This is a genomic window from Streptosporangium sp. NBC_01639 (assembly GCF_045209755.1).
Taxonomy (GTDB): Bacteria; Actinomycetota; Actinomycetes; order Streptosporangiales; family Streptosporangiaceae; genus Streptosporangium.
Genome location: NZ_CP109272.1, coordinates 7,163,075 through 7,184,376 on the forward strand (window position 1 = coordinate 7,163,075; position 21,302 = coordinate 7,184,376).

The window sequence follows — 21,302 nt, forward strand, 5'->3', positions numbered from 1 at the left end:
ATCGAGCAACGACGTGAGGCTGTCTTCCGGTTCCACGGGCTGCGTCAGCAGCCGAACTGAGACGAGAAAGCGCGCTTAGGGGACGAGCACATCGTGGTTGCTGACCTTGAGATGGGTAACTCACGATGTCTCCGGTTTTCTGACGGTTCGTATGTGACGTCTGAGACATCTGCTGGAGGCACGCGTGGCCAGATCCGGTTACTTCTTGTAATCATGGTTTGGGGTTGAGCCTGCTGCGTGGAAAGTAGGCGACCTACACTTGTTGGTATGAGCGTCATGCGTGAGGAACTGCATCACCTGGTAGATCAGCTGCCGGAGGCGGAACTGCGTCCGGCCCTGGAGCTCATCCGCGGTCGTTTGGGTGAGCATGAGTCGGGTGAGCGCGACCTTCCGTTCTTCGCGTCGTTCGAGGCCGCCTCCGATCTCGCTGAGCGGCATGAAGAGATCCTCCGCTCGGAGTGGGGCCGCTGAGGTGCTCCTGTGTGACACAGGTGTTCTTCTCGCCGCAGGTAACGTGAAGGATCAACACCACCAGGCGTGTCTGAAACTCCTCCGGCAGGCTGAAGGCCCACTACTCGTTCCGTCTCCGGTGATGGGCGAGGTTGGCTATCTCCTTGACTCTCGTGTGGGTCCACAGGCTGAGGTGACGTTCCTCAAGTCATTCGGCGATAACGGTTTTCACGTGGCCGAGCTGGAGGACGAGGACTTGCCGCGCATGGCGCAACTCGTCGAGACCTACCTCGATCTGCCGCTGGGGCTCGTCGACTCGGCAGCGATCACCATCGCTGAACGCCTTGGACTGAAGGAGATCGCCACGGTAGATCATCGACACTTCAGGGTTGTTCGGCCTCGCCACATATCGGCGTTCAGGCTGCTGCCTGATTGACCGGCGGTTGCTACACCTGAGTGACCAACCGGGTGACAACGACCTGAGGTTCCCCCCGTACTACAGCCACCGATGGTGTGGGATCACGAGGTTGCGTCTGAGGGCTTGTAGAGCTCCTCGAACGCGATTGGGCTGTTCATGTCGATGCTGGAATGACGCCTATACGGGTTATACCAGCACTCGATCCATTCAAACATCGCGCTGGCCAACTCGGCTCTTGTTGACCATTTGTTAACGTCGAGCAGTTCGAGCTGCATCGTTCCCCAGAACGATTCCATCATGGCATTGTCGTAGCAATCGCCGACGGTTCCCATCGAGCCGAGGAGTTCAGCATCACGGAGCCGTTTCCCGTACGAGAACGATGTGTACTGTGTTCCGTGGTCAGAATGCAGGATCGTCTTCCTGCTGGGCGGGTTACGGCGGGCGACGGCCATGACCATCGCGTCGACGACCAGAGCGCTGGTCTGGCGTATGTCGATAGAATGGCCGATGATGCGACGAGAATAGGCGTCCATGACAGCGGCGCAATACAGTTTCCCTTCGTCGGTGGGGTGCTCGGTGATGTCGCTGACCCACAGCCGGTCCGGCGCTTGCACCGTGAAGGCCCGGCGGACCAGATCCTCCTCGGTGGCGGCGTTGACGAGGTTGCGGCGGCCCTTGCGCCGGTAGATGCCCTGGATGCCGGCCTCACGCATGAGCCGCTCGACGCGCTTGCGGTTGACCTCCAGGTCCAGGCCGAGCGTCAGCTCCGCGTGGATCCGCGGCGAGCCGTAGCTGTAACGTGACGTCTCATGGATGTCACGGATCAGCTTCAGTAGTTCGGTGTTTCTTTGGTCGCGTGGTGACTGCGGCCGGCCAACCCAGTCTTTGTAGCCCGATCTGGAAATGTTCAACACCCGGCAGGCCACCGCGACAGGAAAGTCGTCATCGGCGAGTTCACGGACCAGCGCGTACCCTATTTTGGGAGCACGTTCTCCCGGGCGAAATACGCAGCCGCCCGCTTGAGGATCTCATTTTCCAGCTCAAGCTGCCGGGTTCGGCGCCGTAGATCGGAGAGTTCCTTCTTCTCCGCGCTGGTCAGCTGCGCACCGCCGTTGTCATCGGTGTCGGCCTGGCGCATCCAACTCCGCAGACAGGAATCGCTGATACCCAGGTTTTCAGCAAGGACAGAGACCGGTTTATCACCCTTACGGGCAAGTTCGACGGCACGCTGACGGAACTCGATCGGGTGAGGTGCAGGCACGAAGCACTTCCTTCCCAGCCGACACAGGGTCAACTCAGGTGAGGTGGCCGTGCTACGGGGGGAAGCTCACCGGGTGTCAGGCGGAACCTTTTGCGCTGGGCGGCACCACCGCTCATCGGGATCCTGGTGCTTGCGCTGCCCGCCGTAGGAGAACTGAAGAAATCCAGGTTCGCTCTGTCGGCAAAGAGCTTCGAGACGGTCGCACAGTCGGCGGTGGCGGGAAGCGCCGACTGGAAGATGGGCCCGGGAACGTTGGGGCTGTTCGATGTCTCCTGGGCCGCGCGACAGGGGAACACGGTGCGCTTCGCACTGGCCGGTGGGGGAGACGACATCCATCAGCAGGGCGTCATATGGAGCCCGCGCGGGGAGCCACCGTTGCCGGAAGAAGAGGGGTACGAGCCCGACGTCGAGCACTACTACGGCCCCTGGTACCTATGGCGCGAGAACTTCTGAATCCGTGGATGACCAACTGGGTGACAACGACCACAGACGGGACCGGACAGCGGCGGACGGACATGGACCATACACCCAGGTCAGGTCCGGTATCCGCCCTGGTCATCCCCCTCATCGCACCCGCTGGGTGCGGCCTGAACCCCGGTTGAGGATCCCGAACGGATCATGACAAGGGCGCTGGGGACGTCGCCATGGCCGCTGATGCGGCGGCTGAGAAGGCGATCATCGAATGTCCGGTGGTGTGAGAGTGGACAGGTCGACTCCATCCCCTCGGCGATTGATTACGATTTGCACAATTCCATCCTGTTATCCGGGGATGAAATATCAGAATCTCCGCATGACGTTCCGCTTCTGGGCCTGGGGCCTCGCCGCGATTCTGGGGCCTTCCGTGGTCGCCGTCGCTGTCAACCAGGTGCTGGACGACGGCCAGTGGAGCAGGCCCTGGACCATTGGCGCCGTGGTCCTGACGCTGGCCGCCGCGGGGGCGGTCCGCCAGCAAGCGAAGTACGCCCCTCAGCCCATGGGCACCCTCGCCGAGACGAAGGAGCGGTTGGCCGGCCTGGTGGACACCTTCTGGCACCAGGAGCTGTCCAGGCGTTCACTCGGCGATCCGCCGATCCCGGTCTCGTGGCAGGTGACGCGCCGCGCCAGGTTCATGGACCATCCGCACCTCATCGCCGACGGTGAGCTCTCCTTCACCGGCCGGTCGGACCAGATCGCCGCCCTGGCGGGCGAGTTCCGTCGGCTACGGCGTCGCCGCCTGGTCATCACCGGCGGCCCCGGCACCGGGAAGACGACGCTGGCTGTACAACTCCTGCTCGAACTGACCAAGACCCGCACCGACGACGAGCCCGTCCCGGTACTGCTGTCCGTCGCGGACTGGAACACCGAGACCCACCCCCGCCTGGCGGGCTGGGTGGCCGAACGCCTGCGCACCGACTACCTGGCCATGCGCGGCAAGAGAGGTCCGGACACGGCGGAGACGCTGGCTTCGGGCGGGCATATCCTGGCCATCCTCGACGGGCTCGACGAGTTGCCCCCGGCCGCTCGCGCGGGCGTCATCGCCGCGCTGAGCGAGACCCTCACCGACCGTGACCAGGTCATCGTCACCTCACGGACGACGGAGTACGGCGGGGCGTTGCAGGAGGCACGCCGGGCGCTCAAGGCGGCGGCCGTCATCGTGCCCAGAGAGTTGACCCCTCGGGACGCTCATAGGTATCTGTCCGACTGTCTCGGCCCGCGTCCCTCGCCCGCCTGGGTGGCGGTGCTGGAGATGCTGGAGTCGGGACGTGCTCCCGCGCTCGCTGCTGTGACGTCGACGGCGCTGGGGCTCTGGCTGCTCAGGGCCACCTACCTCGACCGAGCCCAGGACCCGACGGCGCTGGTCACGACCTACACGGACGCCGCCTCGCTGCAGACGCATCTCCTGGATGGTCTCGTCCCCGCGCTGCTCCAGGCCCACCAGCGGACCATCCGCCCCGAGCGGGTGCGGCGGTGGCTGGTCACCCTGTCCGGGGAAGGATCCCCAGACCTGGCCTGGTGGGAGCTGACCACGCGAGGCCGCCTGTGGGTGGTGAAGTCCTGCGCAGCGCTGCTTTACGGCCTTCCCGTCGGCTTGGCCGCCGGGTTGGGTGACGGGCCCGTTCTAGGCGTGACGGCGGGGCTGGTGTTCGGGTTCGCCTGCCAGAGCAGCGCGCTGAACGCTCTCGACTTCACCCAGCTCCCGGTCGCCCGGCGGATCACCGCCACGATCAGCCAGCACGGCCACTGGCTTCTCCTCATCCTGCTGGGGCCGCCGACCTTCATCGTCCTTGGTCTGTCGACGACCGTCGGGTTCAAGGCGGCGCTAGCGAGTGGGCTGGTACTCGCGCTGGGCATGTGGATGGCGATCGTGATGAACGACCGGATGCCCTCCGCCAAACGGAAACCAGCGCCCACGGACACGCTTCTGCCTTTCACCGCCGCGCTCACGCCACTGACCTCATGGAAGGTCAATCGGTCCTTGCTCGGGCTCCGGCTCGTCAACGGACTGCTGGTGGGGGCTGTCATCGCGTTGACCGGCGACTACATCACCTCCTACCTCGGCCCATCGCAGACGGAATTCTGGCGGGACCTCGGCTGGGGTCTGTTCAGCGGAGCCGTCCTCGGCGCGGTGCAGCAGACCCGCCAGGCCTGGCTGCTGGCCACGATCGGCCTGCTGCCCACCGCCCTGTCGGGCCGCCTGCCCCTGCGGCTCATGCGGTTCCTGGGCGACATGCACCGTCTCGGAGTCCTGCGCGCGGTCGGCCCCTTCTACCAGTTCCGTCACGCCGTCCTCCGCGATCACCTCACCACCACGACCGAGACCCCCGTGCCCTCTGTCACCACATGACCCGTACGCCTTCAAGCACCGGACGCCCCCGCCCTTCTCCGCATCGGACGGGCTGCCCACATAAGGCCGGACACCTCTGCAAGGCCACCGCCGTCCTACAGAACTACGAGCTCGCCCGAGGATGAAAAGGGTTCACGGAAGACAATGAGGTCGGCGGCGTGGTCGCGGGCAGCGTCGCGTTCTCCGGTACGGACCTCTTCGCCGTGCTGAGGTCGCTTACGATCGGCTGCACCTATCCCAAGCCCGACCCGCCTTAGGCGACCTTGACGGAGTGCGGACCAACACTGATCGTCACCTCGACGTGTCCACCCAGCGTGGCCGCGTAGGCCCGGAGGGTCTCCAGCTCCATGGCGTCGAGGTCGCCGTTTTCGATCTGGGAGACCTGTGACTGGGAGATGCCGATCAGTTCTCAAGGGGTTCCGCAGCGGGGAAGCACAGTTCCAGCATCTCTGGGGAGAAGTGGAGGCCGGTGATCCTGCTCGCCAGGGCGAACGACCTCTCGATCGGGGAGTCGATGAGCGGGCCGTCGACGTCGCGGTCAGGGTCCAACCCGACCTCTCGCATCTCCTCGATGAGGCGGTCCGGATCGGTACCCGACCGATCGTCCGGGAGCACCGGCTCAAACTGGACGACCGGTTCACCGTCGACGATGTAGGCGAAGATGTCCGAGGCATAGTCGTGGCGGGAGACCGACACGATCTCGGTTCCCTGCCCGACCCGGGCCTGTATCTCGGGGGCGGCGACCAGTTGCCATCCTCCCGGTTCGACGACCAGGGTCCAGTCGTCGATCTTCGCGGTGCCGATGTAATCGGTTGGGTCGTACTCCTCCATGGTGCTCCCGCCCACGCTGAACCGGCGGAGGACCTCCTCCGGAGCGAGACCTCGTACGAAGGACACGCAGTAGATTTCAGCCAGTTCTTCGCAGTCGGAGAGCCAACAGAACTCCTCGGGGCACGAGGTCATCATCACTCCTTCGATCATGTGAGCGGCATGGTGGCAGTCGTCACCGACAAAAGGGATTCGGAAATTCATTTGATGAGGGAATGGTGGAGGACGACTCTGGCTCCAAAGCTGTCTTCTGGGTGACCGGCTGAGTGACAACGACCCTGGACGGGGCCGGACAACGGTGGACGGCCGTGGATCGTAGCCGCAGGCCAGAGCCGGTATAGGGCCTGGCTGAGGATCCGTTCTGAGCGCCTTGCAAACGAGATTTCACCGATTCGAACCCAATAGCACCCACCAGCCGGCACGCTCCGTTCCTGATCTTCGGAACGGGGCGTGGGCGACTGACTTCCGAAGATGTCGGTCTTGGCTTCCGCGCCCTGCATGAGCACCGGGTGGATCTGCTTCCGGTAGACGGTCTCGGTGACCACCATGTTCCGGTGGCCGACGAGCCGTGAGATGTCCTCGATCGGGAGGCCGGAGTCCGATAGGCAGGACGTTGTCAGGTATTTTCCGTGAGCCGGCACCGGAAGCCACCGCCGGATCGGTTGAGAAACGCGTCTGTCCCGGCTGCGTGAACAGGGCAAAGCAGCTCAGAGAATTCATGGACCCGCCCGTCCTCCGATTCGACACATGGCAGAGAGGTGACCCTTGATCGCGGCTCATGGATCCGAGGTGCGTTGATCATGAGCGTGTCCGTACGGCCTCGGGTGCGGTTCATCGCCGTACCATCCCGTTTCAGGCGCACTCATGCTGTGCACTAGTGCACAGCATGGCGTTTCCCGTCGTGGACGTAGGCTCAGGCGTTCTCCTGCGTACGGTGTCCACATGAAGTATCTGGAAGGGCCTTTCGCGCCCCTTGCTGAAGAAGTCACCGCCTACGACCTGCCCGTCACCGGACAGATCCCTGCCGAACTCAACGGCCGTTACCTGCGCAACGGGCCCAACCCGCTGGGCGTGGAAGACCCCGTGGTGCACATCTGGGGCATGGGCCAAGGCATGGTGCACGGGGTGCGGCTGCGTGACGGCAAGGCCGAGTGGTATCGCAACCGCTTCGTGCGCACACCGGGCTTCGCACCCATGGTGCACGTGATCGAGCACGCCCAGCGCACCTTCGCCATGGCGGAGGGGGGCCTGCCGCCCGCCGAGCTGGACGAGGAGCTCAACACCGTGGGCGTATGCGATCTGGGAGGGACCGCGGAGGGGTTCACGGCGGGGGCGCACTCCAAGCACGACCCGCTCACCGGCGAACTGCACTCGCTGTCGTACATGATGGGCCGCGACCTCGTCCAGTACATCGTGACCGACGCCGGGGGAAGCGTCGTCCGGAGCACCGCCGTCCCCCTGCCGCGGACGCCGTTCATGCACGACTTCGCGCTCACCGAGAAGCACGTGGTGTTGTGGGACACGCCACTGGGCTTCGACGGATTTGATTGCCGGTGGCTGCCGGAGCACCCGACGCGCGTGGGGGTCATGCCACGGACCGGCGGTGACGTGCGCTGGCTGGACATCGACCCGATCCATGTCAGTCACACGCTCAACGCCTATGACGACGGCGACTCGGTCGTGGTCGACCTGGTCACTGCCGAGGGGCCGTTCGATCCCGCCGACCCCGGGGCGATCCGGCCGATGCTGGACCGCTGGACGATCGCGCCGGACAAGATCCACCAGCAGCGCATCGACGACCGGCCGCAGGACTTTCCGCGGGTGAACGACGCGCGTGCCACCCGCCCGTACCGATATGGCTACTCGGCCGCGACCGCCCTGTACGGGATCCCGTTCACGCCCGAGGGCATGCCGCCGGACGACGCCTTCACCAACGCCTTGGTCAAGCATGACATGGAACGGGGGACGGCCGAGGTGCACGGGTTCGGCAAGGACGAGGCGGTCGGAGAGGCCTCGTTCGCCGCCGTGGGGCATGGGGAGGACGAGGGGTACCTGCTCACGTACGTGCACAACCCCCTCCGAAACGCCAGCGACCTGGTGATACTCTCGGCCCAGGACTTCACCGGCGAGCCCGTCGCGCGCGTCCACCTCCCTGTCAGGGTGCCGCTCGGTCTGCACGGCAACTGGCTGCCTGACCGCTGAGGCGTGGCAACATGGCCTCGTGAACGATCCGCAACCGCCCTACCTCCGGATCGTCGCCGACATCGAGCGACGCATCGCCGATGGACGGTTGCAGCCCGGCGATTCCATCCCCACCACCAGGGCGATCATGCGTGAGTGGGGCGTCGCCATGGCGACGGCCACCAAGGCGCTGGCCGCGCTCAAGCATGCAGGCGCCATCGAGTCTGCCTCTCGGGTCGGCGCCGTGGTCGCTCCCCGGAGGCTGCCCTCGCGTTCGGCCGGGGGCCTCGAACGCGACCGGGTCGTCCACGCGGCCATGGAGATCGCCGACGCCGACGGCTTGGCCGCGCTTTCCATGCGGGCGGTGGCGGCCAAGCTCGGGGTCGCCACCATGGCCCTCTACCGCCACCTCGAGGCCAAGGCCGAGCTCACCCAGCTGATCGCCGACGCCGCGTTCGCCGAGATCAGCTATCCGGAGCCGCCACCGGGATGGCGTTCCCACCTGCGGGTGGCCGCTCAGCTGCAGTGGGCGACCTATCAGCGTCATCCCTGGTTGCCGCGGCTGGTGTCCATCACCCGGCCGGTCACGCTGCCGGGGCTGCTGGCATACGGGCTGTGGACCCTGCGTGCGCTCGACGGCCTCGGCCTGGACTCGAATACCCGAATGCACATCTACGCCACGATGGTCAACTATGTGCGAGGGACGGCGGTGAACATCGAGAGCGAGGTCGGCGCCGAGTTGGACACGGGGATGACCAGCAGGCAGTGGAGTACGGCCCGGCTCTCCATCGACGGGCCGCTGATCGCCCAGGTCGCGGAGCCGGGCACGGAGCTCGACCTGGAGTCGCTGTTCGCCTTCGGCCTCGAACGCCTGCTCGACGGCCTGACCGTCGTGCTCACGCCGCGGGAGATCCGCCGGTAACCGGGCCTTTACCGGAGTCGAAACGTCGAGTGGCAGCCGGAGCGGCCCTAGCCGATGCTCTTGTGGTCGGCCAGGACTTCATCGATCACGCGACGGTGGACGGCGGCCTGCTCCTCGTCCGTATCGATCTTCTCGGCCAGGACGATCAGTGCCTTCCACAGCGCCCAGCCCCGGGCCCGCGCCCACATGGCGGGGTCCTGACCGACAACGCTGCGGAAGGCCTCCCGGCTGTCGCCGGAGAACATCGTCCACGCGATCACCAGATCGCACGCGGGATCGCCGACACCCGATGTTCCGAAGTCGATGACAGCGGCCAGCTTGCCCTCCCTGACCAGCAGGTTGCCGCTCGCGATGTCGCCGTGGAACCATACCGGCGGCCCGGACCAGGTCGCCTCCAGGGTGGTGTTCCAGACAGCCGCCGCCCGGCCGGTGTCGATGTGGCCGTCCAACGCGGCGAGGGCGCGACGGGTCTCGTTGTCGTAGTGCGCCGGCGGCGTACCCCGGTAGAAGCTGTGCGCACCGGCCTGAGGCCCATCCGTCGCGTCGATGCGCTGCAGGGCGAGGATGAATTCGGCTACCGAAGCCGCGAACGCGGCCAGGGCGTCGATACGGTCAAGGGTGGCGGTCTCACCCTCCAGCCACCTGCGAATCGACCAACTGAACGGATAGCCCGCGCCCGGGACGCCCTTCGCCAGTGGCACGGGAACGGCGACCGGCAACGACGGCGCGAGGATCGGCAGCCATCGATGCTCCTTGTCCACCGCCGATGCGTAGCCGACGGCGGTCGGAAGACGCACCGTCATCTCCTCACCGAGGTGGTAGGTGCGGTTGTCCCATCCATCGACCTCGACCGGCGTCACGGGCAGATTGCTCCATTGTGGGAACTGGTCCGCGAGGAGACGTCTCACCAGCGACGCATCGATTCCAGCACGTCCGTCCGGGAACAGGCTCTCGACCACCCCGAGAGTGTGACGGCCGTTCCTGCCGCCGTGCAAAGGGTTTTGCGAAGGCCGGATCATGCTTGAGCGTCTGGGCCGTGGGTCAGGCCATGGTCGAGGACGAGCAGGAGGTTGCCCAACTCCGCGATGAGCTCGTAGCTCGCCGGCGTGCTTATCAACTCGCTGAAGCCAGGCGAAAGCTTGGCCTGCGCCAGGAGGATGTCGCTCAGGCGATGGGGGTGTCACAGGCACGCATCTCACAGATCGAGAGCGGAGTGATCAGCGAAGTGGCCACCCTGGCCGCTTACGTAACGGCGCTGGGAGGTCAGCTCAAGATCGTGGCCGACTTCGGTGACTCGGTCATGGTGCTTGATACGCCTCGCGGGCGCCGTACGGGATGATCCATCCGTGATGGACGCCGTTGCTCCGGCGTTCTTCTCACCCACGTAGGCGTTCACGTCATCGCCGCGCCGTCCGGCCGCATGCCGTGCCCGAGTGACCGACTGGGTGACGACGACCGTGGACAGGCCTGGACGGCAACGGGTGTGCCGCCGGTGTGGAGGCCGGAGCGGCCGGCTCCGTCGACCGGAACGATTTCAAAGGGGCCCGATCATTCCTCAAGGGTTTCTGCGCCGAGGAACTGTAGATCCAGCATTTCGGAGGAGAAAGACAGTCCGGTGATTCTGCTCGCCAGGGCGAACGAACTCGGAATGGGAAAGGCGATGCCCGGACCGTCGATGTCATGATCGGGGTCCAGCCCTACCCGGCGCATCTCCACGATGAAGCGGTCCGGATCGCTGCCCGACCGTGAGTCCGGCATGCGCGGGTCGAACCAGACGACCGGCTTGCCGTCGACTATGTAGGCGAAGGTATCCGAGGCATAGTCGTGGCGGCAGACTGACACGACCTCGGTCCCCTGCGAGACCCGGCCGTGGATCTCGGAGTCGACGGCGATCTGCCATCCCCCCGGTTCGATGACCAGGGTCCAGCCACCGATCTGCGCGGCGCCGATGTAACCGGCCACGTCGTCCCGCATGCTCTCCGCTGAGCGCTCGTCCAGCTCGTCGAACGTGACCTCCTCCATGGTGCTCTCGTCCACGCCGAATCGGCGGAGGACTTCTTCCGGGGGGATGCCCCGAACGAAGGACACGCAGTAGATTTCATCCAGTGTTTCGCAGCCGGAGAGCCAGGCGAATTCTTCGGTCTTCTCTGTCATTGTCACTCCTTTGGTCACGTGAGCCGCATGATTGCAGCAGTCACCGACAAAAAAGAGTTTCGGACATTCGGTCGGCGAAGAAAATGTCGAGTGACGCCCCTTTCCCAGGAAGGCATTCTGGGTGACCGACCAAGTGGCGACGACCATGGACGGGACCGGACACCGGTAGCCGGCTGGAGCGGGCGGTCATCGGGTCGTTGCGGGACCTAAAGGCCGGTCGCCGCGCAGGGTGACGCGGTGCATGACGCGTCGGGTGGCACCGTAGTCGCGGTTGGCATAGTGTGCCGTGCTCCGGTTGTCCCACATCGCCACATCACCCGCCCGCCACCTGTGGCGAACGATGTGCTCGGGCTTGGTCAGATGGGCGTACAGCAGGTCGAGGACGGCCCGGCTCTCGGCGTCCGAAACCCCGACGATGTGGGAGGTGAAGCCCGGGTTGACGAAGATGCCCTTGCGCCCCGTCTCCGGATGTACGCGGATCACGGGGTGCTCCACCGGGTCGAGCCGGGTGACGGTCTCGCCCTCCCAGACGTTGCCCTTCCCGCCCCGCCGCTGGGCCAGGTAGTAGCCGAACTCGCGATTGCCGTCGTGTACCGCGGTCAACTGGTCCACCATCTCCCGCACCGGCGCGGCCAGGGAGTCGTATGCCAGTTGGCTGTCCGCCCAGCTCGTGTCACCGCCTGAGGCCGGCAGGCGCACCGCCCGGAGAATGGAGCCCATCGGAGGCCGGGGCATGAACGTGACGTCGGTGTGCCACACGTCGGCGAATCCGTTGTCGGAGCTGTCGATGGCGTAGATCTCGGGATGCTCGGCGTCCACGCCTCCGACCACGCGGTGGCTCCACCGGGAGTTCCTCGGTGTGCGGGTCGCGCCGGGGGCGAGCCCTGCCCGGGAAGCGAGCGCGGAGCCCTCGGCGGAAAAGGAAAATCCTCGATTGCTTTATGTCGAGTTAAGATAGAAATGTCCGAATATCTGGAGTGGCTGGACCGCGTCGCACGTCATCCGGTCCGCTCCGGCGACTCTGCCCGGTCCCGACGACACTCGGTTCGATGTCCGCGGCGGCCCTGCTCGGTGGCGAGATCACCGACCGGCGGACCGGTCATCGATCCACGTGGCATCGGGATGGCGGGATCGAGACGGAACATGGGAGGACGCAATGATCACTATCGTCATCTCCGTGCTGATCACGGTCCTCGTGCTGGGCGCGATATGGCTGAAGACCGGCGTCCGGGTCGTCAGGCAGTTCGAACGGGGCGTCGTCTTCCGGTTCGGACAGGTCCGTGCTGAGATCCGCAGTCCCGGGCTCGCCCTGATCGCGCCGGTCGCCGACCGCCTGCAGAAGGTCAACATGCAGGTCATCACGATGCCGGTGCCCGCCCAGGACGCCATCACCCGGGACAACGTGACGGTCCACGTGGATGCCGTCATCTACTTCCGGGTCGTCGACCCGGTGCGCGTGGTCGTCGGCGTCCAGGACTACGAATCCGCGATTCGCCAGGTCGCGCTGGCCTCGCTGCGTTCGATCATCGGCAAGAGCGAACTGGACGACCTGCTGTCCAACCGGGAGCGGCTCAACCAGGGTCTGGAGCTGATGATCGACAGCCCGGCCGTGGGCTGGGGCGTGCACATCGACCGCGTCGAGATCAAAGACGTGGTGCTACCCGAGTCGATGAAGCGGTCCATGTCGCGGCAGGCCGAGGCGGAACGCGAGCGGCGCTCCCGCATCATCACCGCCGAGGGTGAGCTGCAGGCCTCGAAGAAGCTGGCCCAGGCCGCCGAAACGATGGCCATGCATCCCGCCGCGCTGCAACTGCGCCTGCTCCAGACCGTCGTCGAGGTCGCGGCCGAGAAGAACTCCACGCTCGTGCTGCCCTTCCCCGTCGAACTGCTCCGCTTCCTGGAACGGGCGACGCCCTCCGAGCCCGGCCAGGCCGTCCCGCAGCCCGCTCCGGCGCTGTCCGACGGCTTGTCGGCACCGGCCGACCAGCCTCTCGCGGACACCCGCATCCTTGACCGGGCCGTACCCAACGGCACGGAAGCCGACCGGTAGGCCGTGTCCGGCCGCGCTGCCGGTGGAGGCGCCGTCGGCTGCCCTCGGTCAGGTGAGCGGGAGCCGGCGGGAGGTGCCGGCTGATGCCGGTCGGCACGCCGGTAAACCCGGCATAACGCTCCTAACTGCGGGAATGAGTCATTGATGAGTGCTGAGACTGTTTACCCCGATGGCGACACCCGCAGCTTCCTTAGTGCGATCATGCGCAATCCTTATCAATTGGGTGCGATCGCGCCCAGTTCAAAGGCTGTCGCCCGGCTGGCCGCGTCGGTCGTCCCGGATACCCCCGGAGCCGTGGTCGTCGAGCTGGGTGCCGGCGGCGGCGTGATCAGCGATGCGATCCGGGACCGCCTTCCGCCGGGCGGACGGCAGCTCGCCGTCGAGCTCAACGGCGACATGGTGCGCCATCTTCGGCGCAGCCGTCCCTGGCTGGAAGTGGTCGAGGGCGACGCGGGGGAGCTGGCGGAACTCCTGCGGCGGGTCGGGGTGACACAGGTCGACGCGGTCATCTGCTCGCTCCCGTGGACCCTGTTTCAGGAACGTCAGCAGAAGCGTGTCCTGGATGAGGTGTCGGCGGTGCTCACGCCGGCCGGAACGTTCAGCACCGTCATCACCCTGACCGTGATGCCCTTCCGGCGATTCTGGCGGTTCCGCGAGCTTCTCGACAGCACCTTCGCCACGGTCGACACGGCGGGTCCGGTCTGGCGCAATGTCCCGCCCGCCCTGGTCTTCAGCGCGTCGAAGGTCTCTCTTCGCGCCCGAGGGAGCGGCTGAACCGCGGATGCCTGCCCGCGCGCTCCTCGTCGGCGGTCCACCGCGCGGGACGGGTCTTCCGGCCGGGGTCAGGGGAGCGCGTCGCGGGTGCGGCCGGCGAGGTCGAGATATTCCTCGCGGCTCAGTGTGCGGACCTCACACCCCAGGTCATGCCGTACGGCGAAGCGGTGTGCGTCCTCCGGTTGCCAGGGGCCGGGCAGGTGACACAGCGGCAGGCCGCCCCTGCTCACCACGAAAAGCCCGTAGGAGCTCTCGTGGCGGTAGACCAGCAGACCCGCCGCCTCATGGGGTTCCCATCCGACAGACGTCTCGGTGACATTCGCCCGTGGGGCCGGCCGGATGCGCAGCACGCCGTTCCTGACGGAGAGGTGGGGGCCGCCGGGCGGTCCCAGAACGGCACCGCGCCTTCCTCGCCTCATATGGAGCGCCTGGCGTGTCATATGGAGCGCCCGGCGTACGGGAGCCAGGAGAACGGCCAGGGGACTGAAGAAGGCCAGCAGCCACTTGACGTCGACGATGTCCAGCAGCAGTCGGCCCAGGCCGGACAGGCCCCGCCATGCAACCCAGCCGAACGTCGCGCCGAGGTAGGCCATCACCAGCAGGCCGGAGACGCCCAGGCCGAACATCGCGAACCTCTTCCACCGGGGCGTGACGGCGGGGAGAGGCAGCCCGATCAGACGCCGCCAGCCGGGTGCGCGCCCGGCGAGCACCGCGCGTGTCCTCGCTGCGCGTCCGGCCAGGGCGTCGCGAACCGGTACCCCCCGCTCGGCCGCGAAGCCGGCCACATCCCGCACCGACCACTCGCCGGGCAGATCGAGGAGCACCAGTCCGTCGCCGTCCAGTACCGCGAGCCCGCTGACGATTTTCGGTTTCTCCTTCTTGCGGGAGCCGAGGAGCGTCTGCCCGTACCGGTAGTGGTAGAACGCGGTGGGCGTGATCCGCGCCGAACTCCCAGAAGCCGGGTCGGCCGCCACGAACGCGTCGCCGTCCCAGGAGAGGACGGTCACCGGGCGGGGCGCCCCTTCGACGGCCCCGGCCCGCGGGCGGAGTTCGCCCGGCACCGCGAGGGGATCCGGATCGTCGTGTACGGGCAGCCCGTCATTGCCGGTCTCGTGCCACCGGGCAGCCCGGTGCGCCAGCATGGCACGGGCCTCCCACTCCGTTCCGTAGTGCCGGAACTCGTACGCCAGCCCGATCTCCGCTGCGAACATTCCCGCCCGTTGGTGGGACCTCGCTCCCGGGGAGTCGAGGACGACCCGCCCGTCCTCGTCCAGGACCGCCAGGCCGTACACGGTCCTGCCCATGTCCGGATACCCGTACATGAGCAGCATCGCGCCGCGTTCCGGACCGGTCAGCGGAATCCGCACCGGGTGGCGTCCCGGGATGTCGACGGAGAGACATCCTCCGACGGCGCGTAACTCGCACCCGCCTCCGGCGAGCGAATGTGAGGCGTCGATCGGCGTCTCCCTTTTCCGGGAAAAGATCTGTTTCTTGGACGACGGATGAAACCGACGTGAAGTTCCGGCTGGAGAACGGCGCCACGCGTCGTTCCGGAGAACGGGGCCGGGAATCCGCGTGACCGGGTGGGGACCGGTGGGGGTGGTGTTCCTCCGGGGACGCCGGGGGCCTCGTAGAATGACCCGATGGTTTCCCCCGTGAGCGATCCCGAGGTGAGTGACGCGTCGCGCGTGCTGCACCGCGTCTTCGGCTACGACTCCTTCCGGGAAGGTCAGCAGGAGATCATCGACCACGTCGTGGCCGGCGGTGACGCGCTGGTGCTCATGCCGACGGGGGGCGGCAAGTCACTGTGCTACCAGATCCCCGCGCTCGTGCGGGAGGGCGTGGGCGTCGTCGTCTCGCCGCTCATCGCGCTCATGCAGGACCAGGTCGACGCCCTGACCGCGCTGGGCGTGCGGGCGGGGTTCCTCAACTCCACGCAGGACCTCGACGAGCGCCGGCAGGTCGGGTCCGCCTTCCTCGCGGGCGAGCTGGATCTGCTCTATCTGGCGCCGGAACGCCTGCGGACCGACTCGACGCTGCGGCTGCTCGACCGTGGCACGATCTCCCTGTTCGCCATCGACGAGGCGCACTGCGTGGCCCAGTGGGGGCATGACTTCAGGCCCGACTACCTCGCCCTGTCCACGCTGCACGAGCGGTGGCCCGCGGTGCCCCGCATCGCGCTGACCGCGACCGCCACCGAGGCCACCCACACCGAGATCGCCTCCAGACTGAACCTGGAGAAGGCCCGCCACTTCGTGTCGAGCTTCGACCGCCCGAACATCCAGTACCGCATAGCACCCAAGAACGAGCCCAAGCGGCAGCTGCTCAAGCTGCTGCGCGCCGAGCATCCCGGGGACGCGGGCATCGTCTACTGCCTGTCACGGGGGTCGGTCGAGAAGACGGCCGCGTTCCTGGTGGAGAACGGAATCCCCGCGCTGCCCTACCACGCGGGGCTCGACGCACGCACCCGCGCCGCGAACCAGGCGCGCTTCCTGCGCGAGGACGGCCTCGTCATGGTCGCCACCATCGCGTTCGGCATGGGCATCGACAAACCCGACGTGCGGTTCGTCGCCCACCTCGACCTGCCGAAGTCCGTCGAGGGCTACTACCAGGAGACCGGCAGAGCGGGACGTGACGGCCTGCCGTCCGTCGCCTGGCTGGCCTACGGCCTTCAGGACGTCGTGCAGCAGCGCAGGATGATCGACACCTCCGAGGGCGACGACACCCACCGGCGCCGCCTGGGCGTCCACCTCGACGCCATGCTCGCCCTCTGCGAGACGGTCGAATGCCGCCGCGTGCGACTCCTCGCCTACTTCGGCCAGCACAGTACGGCCTGCGGCAACTGCGACACGTGTCTGACGCCGCCCCAGTCATGGGACGGCACCATCGCCGCCCAGAAGTTCCTGTCGACCGTGTTCCGGCTCCAGCGCGAGCGGCGCCAGAAGTTCGGCGCAGGCCAGATCATCGACATCCTGCTCGGCAGGGAGACACCCAAGGTCACCCAGTTCGGCCACGATTCCCTGACGGTGTTCGGCATCGGCAAGGAGCTGGGAGAAGCCGAGTGGCGCGGCGTGGTGCGCCAGCTGCTCGCCCAGGGCCTGCTGACCGTCGAGGGCGACTACGGCACGCTGCTGCTCACCGACGCGAGCGCCGAAGTGCTGGGCCGTCGGCAGCAGGTCATGTTGCGGCGCGAGCCCGAGCGGGCGGCACGGACCAGATCCGAGCCCGCGTCACGGGCCGGCGGGGCCCGCCGCGCCGTGTCCGCCGACCTGTCGGAGGAGGCCGTCGCGGTGTTCGAGAGGCTCCGCGCCTGGCGCGCCGCCACCGCGAAGGAGCAGGGCGTGCCCGCATACGTGATCTTCCACGACGCGACCCTGCGTGAGATCGCGACCGGCTCTCCGTCGTCACTGGCCGAGCTGGGTGAGGTGAGCGGGGTCGGCGAGAACAAGCTGGCGAAGTACGGCCGGCAGATCCTGGACACCCTCGCCGAGGCTCACACCGAAGCCGGACCCGAAGGCGGACCCGGACCCGAAGGCGGACCCGAAGGCGAAGCCTGACCTGGCCCCGGATCCGATCTGGCTCGCGCACCCCAATGAGATCGCCGGTCCAATGCCCACGGACCGGTCCGCATTCTCTCCTGTCACAGGGGTGCCTTTCCGTGCGCACGTATTCATCCTCCGGCGCTCCATGGCCGAGGGCGTTGTTCGGGTAGACATCGTGCATTCTGTGCCGAAACATCAGGGAATCGCCTGACGACGCGCATTCCGAATGCCCGTCATCGACAATGTACCCACGGGCCGCGAGCGGCGAGAAGGTCCGGAGGAGGCGTGGTGGTCTGGCTGCGGCGGCTTATCCATGATCTGAAAATCCGGCAGAACGTCGATGCCCACGTCGTGACCGTGGTCGTGTTCGCCTTCGCCCTCGTGTCGATCTTCGGAGACGTGGTCCCGGATCAGCTGAAATGGGCGGCCCTTCTTTCCGGCGTGGGAATTCTGGTCTATCGGCTCACCTTTCCGGAAGAACATCACGAGGGCTCCACGGGCATTCTGGGAGACCGGTCGGACTTCGATTCGGTGCCGTTGTCGTCGGCCCTGGCCAGCGCGCGCGACGTCAGGGTGTTCGCGCCGTCCGCGGTGAATCTGCTCTCCGCCCACACCTGTGAGGTGCTGCGCAAGGTCGTGCTCGCCCGTGCGGGAGGCTCGGTCCGTGTCGTGGTTCTCGACCCCGCGGAGAAGGATGCGGTGCGGCTGGCCTCCCGGCAGTTGGACGATTCCATCGATTTCCCCGTGCAGCGGCTTCCGGCCGCGCTGGACAGCACGATCGAGCGGCTGGATCTCATGAGCAAATGGGAGACGGAGGGACGGTTCCGTTATCGGCTCCTGTCGTACAATCCCGGATTCAGTATCGTGCTCATCGATCCGGACACCCCGAAAGGGCGGGCGATCGTCGAAATCCATGGTTTCCACAACTCTTCGACCTCGTCGCGGATGCATCTGGAACTGAGTCGCGCGCTGAACGAGCGCTGGTACTCCTACTGGGTGCGCCAGTTCGACTTCATCTGGCGGGAGGCCACCCCGGCGGACGTCAGTCCGGCAGCAGACGACGGGCCTGCTCCCGCAGATGTTCGGGAAGAGCGGGGTCGTCCGCGCTGACCGCCCGGGCGGCCAGCGCGGCGGCCGTCCCGGCGTCGCCGAGGATGACATGGACACGGGCGGCGCGGAGCAGCACGGGGCCGTCGTTCCCCGCGTTCGCGATCGCGTCGGCCGCCTCCTGCCCCGCGGCGTCGAAGCGGCCGGCCAGGGCCAGCGCCAGCGCGCGGGCCGCCAGGGTGGCGGGCTGCTGGCGCTGGCGGACGAGGTCGAGGTCGCGGAGCGCGGCCACGGGCTGGTCCAGGTCCGCGAGGATCGCCCCGCGAAGGGCCAGCGCGTCCAGCAGCGTCTCGCCCGCGGCGGCGAGGGCGCCGTTCAGGACGTTGAGGGCCGCGCGAGGCTGTCCGACATGCCAGAAAGCCCGCGCGAGATCGGTCTGCGCGGACATGTCACCCGGCACCCTGGCGACGGCGGCACTGAGGGTGTTCACCGCATCGGAGTAGTCGCCCAGCCTCAGTGACAGACGGCCCTGGGCGGCGAGGACCTGGCCCACCCCGTCGGCCCGCTGCAGCACGGCGAACATCTCGGCCGCCGTTCCGTAGTGTCTCCGGGCCGCCTCCGGATCCCCGGCGCCGACCGCGATGTCGCCGAAGATCGCCTCGGCTCCGGCGCGCACCCCCAGGTCGTCGAACTCCGCCGTGCGCACCGCGTCCTCGGTCAGTTCCCGCGCGTGCGGCCAATCGGCCCGGGAGAGAGCGACCCGCGCCGCCTGGAGGAACGTCTCGGGATCGGTGTGCCGGATGGCGGCGATGAGGCGGTCGTGCTGCAGTTCGTACCAGCGGGCGCCCGCCCGGTACTCGGCCTTGAGTATGTGACGGTCCTCCAGGGCCCGGACCACGGCGTTCGGCATGCCCGAGGTCTGGTGCAGTCCCTCGTAGGCGGTGCCCCGGGTGCCGTGCTCGGTGATGAAGGCACGTCTGAGCCAGGAGCGGATGCTGCCTTCGGGAACGCTGTGACGTTCGGCGACATCCTTCAACATCCGTCTGCAGAAGCCCACCAGGAAACGGTCGACGTTGGCGTACAGCCGTACGTGGTCGGCGGTGATCTCGTGGACCTCCGGCGGCAGCGATTCCCACAGCGCGGAACAGACCACCTGGAGCTGCACCGGCTCGACGCCGCTGACCTTCAGTACAGTCCGTTCCCCCTGGTCGCTGTCGATCGTCACGGTCTGCAGGTCGTCCACGAGCAGTTCGGCCGCGCTGTCGCCGAACCTGCGTTCGGTGCCGTCCAACGGCCGCCGGATGGCCTCTAGCGCGGTCTCCCGCCGGAAGGGCAGCAGATGGAACCAGGCGCGCGACCCCTGGCCCAGCACGCGTTCGAAGGGCACGATGGACGCGAGATACTCCTGGCGCATCGACAGCAGCAGGTGCAGACCCGCGTTCGCCTGGAGGGCGTCGGCCAGTTGGGCGACGAACTCCTCAAGATCGGACTCCTGGTACGGGGCGCCGGTGAACATCTCCTCGGCCTGGTCGATGGAGATGAGCGTCGGGATGGGGTCGTCGTACCGGTCGACGCGGGCGGGGCGCCGGTCGAGGAAGTCGCGGACCGTCAGCCCGGCGAGTTCCGCGGGGGGCGCGGCGGACCAGGAGGACAGCAGGCTCAGGGTGTAGACGCTCCGCACCGGCGTGGTGGAGACAAGGAGAGCCGGGTCCGGGGCGACCCGGCCCACCGGCAGGGCGTCGACGCGGTCGGAGCCGAGGAACGGCAGGACCCCCGCGTGCAGGAGCGAGGTCTTGCCGACACCGGAGGTGCCGTACAGCACGGTCAGCCGGTCGGCCTGCCAGAGAGTGGCGATCTCCCGCGACTCCCGCTCGCGGCCGTAGAACAGGCCTCTGTCCTGTTGCCGGAAGGCGCGCAGCCCCACGTACGGCTGCGTCTCGCTCTGCACGTGCCCCGTGGACGTCATACGTCCGGTCCCAACCGGCGCCGCAGTTCCTCGCAGAACTGGGCCGCGGTGCCCCAGAAGATCGAGATGCGCCAGCCCGCGTCCAGGTAGCGGATGAGGTACTGCTTCGCCCGCTCCTCGGCCTCGGCTATCGGCGTGTTCACCGGCGGGAGCAGTTGCACGCTCACATGGCGTCGCTGGCGGACGGCCGGTATGCCGCGGAGAAGACCGTGGAAGAGCACCCGGAACGTCCAGTCCTGCAGGCTGTAGCCCACGAACAGGAGGGGATAGGCGGTCATCGCGCGCAGGACGGGGGTGGGGATCAGCGTCCGGGTGCCGGAGGCCTGGGCCGCCGCCACGTTGGCCAGATACTCCAGATAGTCGTCCTCGATGAGGACCAGCGACGACGGTTCGGTCCAGCTTCCGTGGAGGTGGTAGACGAGGGGCTCGTCGTCCGAGGGCTCCGCAAGCTCCGGGGTCTCCTGGGGATTGCGGTCGGCCCAGGCACATATCGCGGTGGCGGCCGACTTGCCCGCGCCCCCCAGCGCCTCCACCAGGAAGTTGTCGTAGTTCGTGGTGAGGAAGACACGCAGCTTGAACTTGGCCAGCAGCGCGTGGGGCTCGCCGGGGTGGGCGAAGTCCGGCAGCCCGCGAGCGCGGAGGTATTCGCAGATCTGCTCTTTGAGGTAGACGGGGTCGCCTTCCAGCACCGCCGCGTACTGCATGACACGCGCGAGGTCGTGATCATCAGGAAAAGGGTATTTGTAGCTGTTTGCCCATTTTCTACTGAGTTCAGAACCGGTCGGGAGGGTGCCGTAACAGGCTCCCGCGCCGAGAAAAGGCGTACATTCTCCGCGGTGGAGTTGGTCGATCAGGCGCCGCCAGTCCGCGTCGTCCACGACACCG

Annotated in this window: 20 protein-coding genes and 2 pseudogenes; 11 read left to right on the forward strand and 11 right to left on the reverse strand. The window is 67.1% G+C overall.

Going from position 1 to position 21,302, the window contains the following annotated elements; translation table 11 throughout:
- Positions 1–267 precede the first annotated feature (267 nt).
- Together OHA77_RS32580 and OHA77_RS32585 are read left to right on the forward strand one after the other, a co-directional pair.
- A complete protein-coding gene (locus OHA77_RS32580; protein WP_326824372.1) occupies positions 268–471 on the forward strand; it encodes a hypothetical protein in 204 nt (67 codons plus the stop codon).
- A complete protein-coding gene (locus tag OHA77_RS32585; RefSeq protein WP_406313138.1) occupies positions 437–886 on the forward strand; it encodes a type II toxin-antitoxin system VapC family toxin in 450 nt (149 codons plus the stop codon). The genes OHA77_RS32580 and OHA77_RS32585 overlap by 35 nt, the downstream gene beginning before the upstream one ends.
- An 83-nt stretch (positions 887–969) precedes the next feature.
- Here the strand turns inward: OHA77_RS32585 and OHA77_RS32590 are convergent, their stop codons facing one another.
- Together OHA77_RS32590 and OHA77_RS32595 are read right to left on the reverse strand one after the other, a co-directional pair.
- Complete coding sequence (locus OHA77_RS32590; RefSeq protein WP_406312888.1) at positions 970–1,794, reverse strand: IS3 family transposase; 825 nt, start codon at positions 1,792–1,794, stop codon at positions 970–972.
- 47 nt (positions 1,795–1,841) lie between these two features.
- On the reverse strand, positions 1,842–2,129 hold the full coding sequence (locus OHA77_RS32595; protein ID WP_406312792.1) for a transposase: 288 nt from the start codon (positions 2,127–2,129) through the stop codon (positions 1,842–1,844).
- A gap of 126 nt (positions 2,130–2,255) precedes the next feature.
- On the opposite strand from OHA77_RS32595, the gene OHA77_RS32600 reads away from it, so the two are divergent.
- Entirely contained in the window at positions 2,256–2,582 is a 327-nt protein-coding gene (locus OHA77_RS32600; RefSeq protein ID WP_406313139.1) for a hypothetical protein, read from the forward strand.
- 337 nt (positions 2,583–2,919) lie between these two features.
- Positions 2,920–4,953, forward strand: a complete 2,034-nt coding sequence (locus OHA77_RS32605) for an NACHT domain-containing protein (protein ID WP_406313140.1) — start codon at positions 2,920–2,922, stop codon at positions 4,951–4,953.
- A 253-nt stretch (positions 4,954–5,206) separates the two neighbouring features.
- Here the strand turns inward: OHA77_RS32605 and OHA77_RS32610 are convergent, their stop codons facing one another.
- The 3 genes and pseudogenes from OHA77_RS32610 to OHA77_RS32620 form a co-directional block, all read right to left on the reverse strand.
- The gene (locus OHA77_RS32610) at positions 5,207–5,302 is read right to left on the reverse strand and encodes a hypothetical protein (protein ID WP_406313141.1); all 96 of its coding nucleotides are present in this window, start codon (positions 5,300–5,302) and stop codon (positions 5,207–5,209) included.
- Positions 5,303–5,359, reverse strand: a pseudogene (locus OHA77_RS32615) (transcriptional regulator); the annotation flags it as partial. It lies immediately after the preceding gene.
- Positions 5,356–5,916: a DUF6461 domain-containing protein gene (locus OHA77_RS32620; RefSeq protein ID WP_406313142.1), complete on the reverse strand. Its 561-nt coding sequence runs from the start codon at positions 5,914–5,916 to the stop codon at positions 5,356–5,358. The gene OHA77_RS32620 and the pseudogene OHA77_RS32615, both read right to left, overlap by 4 nt.
- Positions 5,917–6,723: 807 nt before the next feature.
- Here OHA77_RS32620 and OHA77_RS32625 point away from each other — a divergent pair.
- Together OHA77_RS32625 and OHA77_RS32630 are read left to right on the forward strand one after the other, a co-directional pair.
- Complete coding sequence (locus tag OHA77_RS32625) at positions 6,724–7,983, forward strand: carotenoid oxygenase family protein (RefSeq protein ID WP_406313143.1); 1,260 nt, start codon at positions 6,724–6,726, stop codon at positions 7,981–7,983.
- Positions 7,984–8,002: 19 nt separating this feature from the next.
- Positions 8,003–8,884, forward strand: a complete 882-nt coding sequence (locus OHA77_RS32630) for a GntR family transcriptional regulator (RefSeq protein ID WP_406313144.1) — start codon at positions 8,003–8,005, stop codon at positions 8,882–8,884.
- Between the two features lie 47 nt (positions 8,885–8,931).
- On the opposite strand, the gene OHA77_RS32635 is transcribed toward OHA77_RS32630, so the two are convergent.
- A complete protein-coding gene (locus tag OHA77_RS32635; RefSeq protein ID WP_406313146.1) occupies positions 8,932–9,744 on the reverse strand; it encodes an aminoglycoside phosphotransferase family protein in 813 nt (270 codons plus the stop codon).
- Positions 9,745–9,920: 176 nt separating this feature from the next.
- On the opposite strand from OHA77_RS32635, the gene OHA77_RS32640 reads away from it, so the two are divergent.
- Entirely contained in the window at positions 9,921–10,223 is a 303-nt protein-coding gene (locus OHA77_RS32640; RefSeq protein ID WP_406313147.1) for a helix-turn-helix domain-containing protein, read from the forward strand.
- Between the two features lie 209 nt (positions 10,224–10,432).
- Here OHA77_RS32640 and OHA77_RS32645 read toward each other — a convergent pair whose 3' ends face one another.
- On the reverse strand, positions 10,433–11,185 hold the full coding sequence (locus OHA77_RS32645; RefSeq protein ID WP_406313148.1) for a DUF6461 domain-containing protein: 753 nt from the start codon (positions 11,183–11,185) through the stop codon (positions 10,433–10,435).
- 39 nt (positions 11,186–11,224) lie between these two features.
- A pseudogene (locus OHA77_RS32650) lies at positions 11,225–11,884 on the reverse strand (TauD/TfdA dioxygenase family protein); the annotation flags it as partial.
- 310 nt (positions 11,885–12,194) lie between these two features.
- Between OHA77_RS32650 and OHA77_RS32655 the strand changes: the two are divergent.
- Both OHA77_RS32655 and OHA77_RS32660 read left to right on the forward strand, forming a co-directional pair.
- Positions 12,195–13,088 carry a slipin family protein gene (locus OHA77_RS32655; protein ID WP_406313150.1) on the forward strand — a complete coding sequence of 298 codons (894 nt, stop codon included), beginning with the start codon at positions 12,195–12,197 and terminating at the stop codon, positions 13,086–13,088.
- A 144-nt stretch (positions 13,089–13,232) separates the two neighbouring features.
- Entirely contained in the window at positions 13,233–13,862 is a 630-nt protein-coding gene (locus tag OHA77_RS32660; RefSeq protein ID WP_406313151.1) for a class I SAM-dependent methyltransferase, read from the forward strand.
- Positions 13,863–13,930: 68 nt separating this feature from the next.
- Here the strand turns inward: OHA77_RS32660 and OHA77_RS32665 are convergent, their stop codons facing one another.
- The gene (locus tag OHA77_RS32665; protein ID WP_406313152.1) at positions 13,931–15,229 is read right to left on the reverse strand and encodes a hypothetical protein; all 1,299 of its coding nucleotides are present in this window, start codon (positions 15,227–15,229) and stop codon (positions 13,931–13,933) included.
- Positions 15,230–15,505: 276 nt separating this feature from the next.
- On the opposite strand from OHA77_RS32665, the gene recQ reads away from it, so the two are divergent.
- Positions 15,506–17,419 carry a DNA helicase RecQ gene (recQ, locus tag OHA77_RS32670; RefSeq protein ID WP_406313153.1) on the forward strand — a complete coding sequence of 638 codons (1,914 nt, stop codon included), beginning with the start codon at positions 15,506–15,508 and terminating at the stop codon, positions 17,417–17,419.
- Positions 17,420–17,692: 273 nt separating this feature from the next.
- Complete coding sequence (locus OHA77_RS32675) at positions 17,693–18,514, forward strand: hypothetical protein (protein WP_406313154.1); 822 nt, start codon at positions 17,693–17,695, stop codon at positions 18,512–18,514.
- On the opposite strand, the gene OHA77_RS32680 is transcribed toward OHA77_RS32675, so the two are convergent.
- Together OHA77_RS32680 and OHA77_RS32685 are read right to left on the reverse strand one after the other, a co-directional pair.
- Entirely contained in the window at positions 18,447–20,417 is a 1,971-nt protein-coding gene (locus OHA77_RS32680; protein ID WP_406313155.1) for a tetratricopeptide repeat protein, read from the reverse strand. The two genes, OHA77_RS32675 and OHA77_RS32680, sit on opposite strands and share 68 nt — an antisense overlap.
- Positions 20,414–21,121: an SIR2 family NAD-dependent protein deacylase gene (locus OHA77_RS32685; protein WP_406313156.1), complete on the reverse strand. Its 708-nt coding sequence runs from the start codon at positions 21,119–21,121 to the stop codon at positions 20,414–20,416. The genes OHA77_RS32680 and OHA77_RS32685 overlap by 4 nt, the downstream gene beginning before the upstream one ends.
- Positions 21,122–21,302 lie beyond the last annotated feature (181 nt).

Bases quoted from the DNA above. Each gene is read 5' to 3' on its own strand.
- OHA77_RS32580 (WP_326824372.1), top strand. From the start codon at position 268: ATGAGCGTCATGCGTGAGGAACTGCATCACCTGGTAGATCAGCTGCCG.
- OHA77_RS32605 (WP_406313140.1), top strand. From the start codon at position 2,920: ATGACGTTCCGCTTCTGGGCCTGGGGCCTCGCCGCGATTCTGGGGCCT.
- OHA77_RS32645 (WP_406313148.1), bottom strand. From the start codon at position 11,185: ATGGTCGTCGCCACTTGGTCGGTCACCCAGAATGCCTTCCTGGGAAAG.
- OHA77_RS32610 (WP_406313141.1), bottom strand. From the start codon at position 5,302: ATGGAGCTGGAGACCCTCCGGGCCTACGCGGCCACGCTGGGTGGACAC.
- OHA77_RS32680 (WP_406313155.1), bottom strand. From the start codon at position 20,417: ATGACGTCCACGGGGCACGTGCAGAGCGAGACGCAGCCGTACGTGGGG.
- recQ (WP_406313153.1), top strand. From the start codon at position 15,506: ATGGTTTCCCCCGTGAGCGATCCCGAGGTGAGTGACGCGTCGCGCGTG.
- OHA77_RS32660 (WP_406313151.1), top strand. From the start codon at position 13,233: ATGAGTGCTGAGACTGTTTACCCCGATGGCGACACCCGCAGCTTCCTT.
- OHA77_RS32625 (WP_406313143.1), top strand. From the start codon at position 6,724: ATGAAGTATCTGGAAGGGCCTTTCGCGCCCCTTGCTGAAGAAGTCACC.
- OHA77_RS32620 (WP_406313142.1), bottom strand. From the start codon at position 5,916: ATGACCTCGTGCCCCGAGGAGTTCTGTTGGCTCTCCGACTGCGAAGAA.
- OHA77_RS32685 (WP_406313156.1), bottom strand. From the start codon at position 21,121: ATGCAGTACGCGGCGGTGCTGGAAGGCGACCCCGTCTACCTCAAAGAG.
- OHA77_RS32655 (WP_406313150.1), top strand. From the start codon at position 12,195: ATGATCACTATCGTCATCTCCGTGCTGATCACGGTCCTCGTGCTGGGC.
- OHA77_RS32585 (WP_406313138.1), top strand. From the start codon at position 437: ATGAAGAGATCCTCCGCTCGGAGTGGGGCCGCTGAGGTGCTCCTGTGT.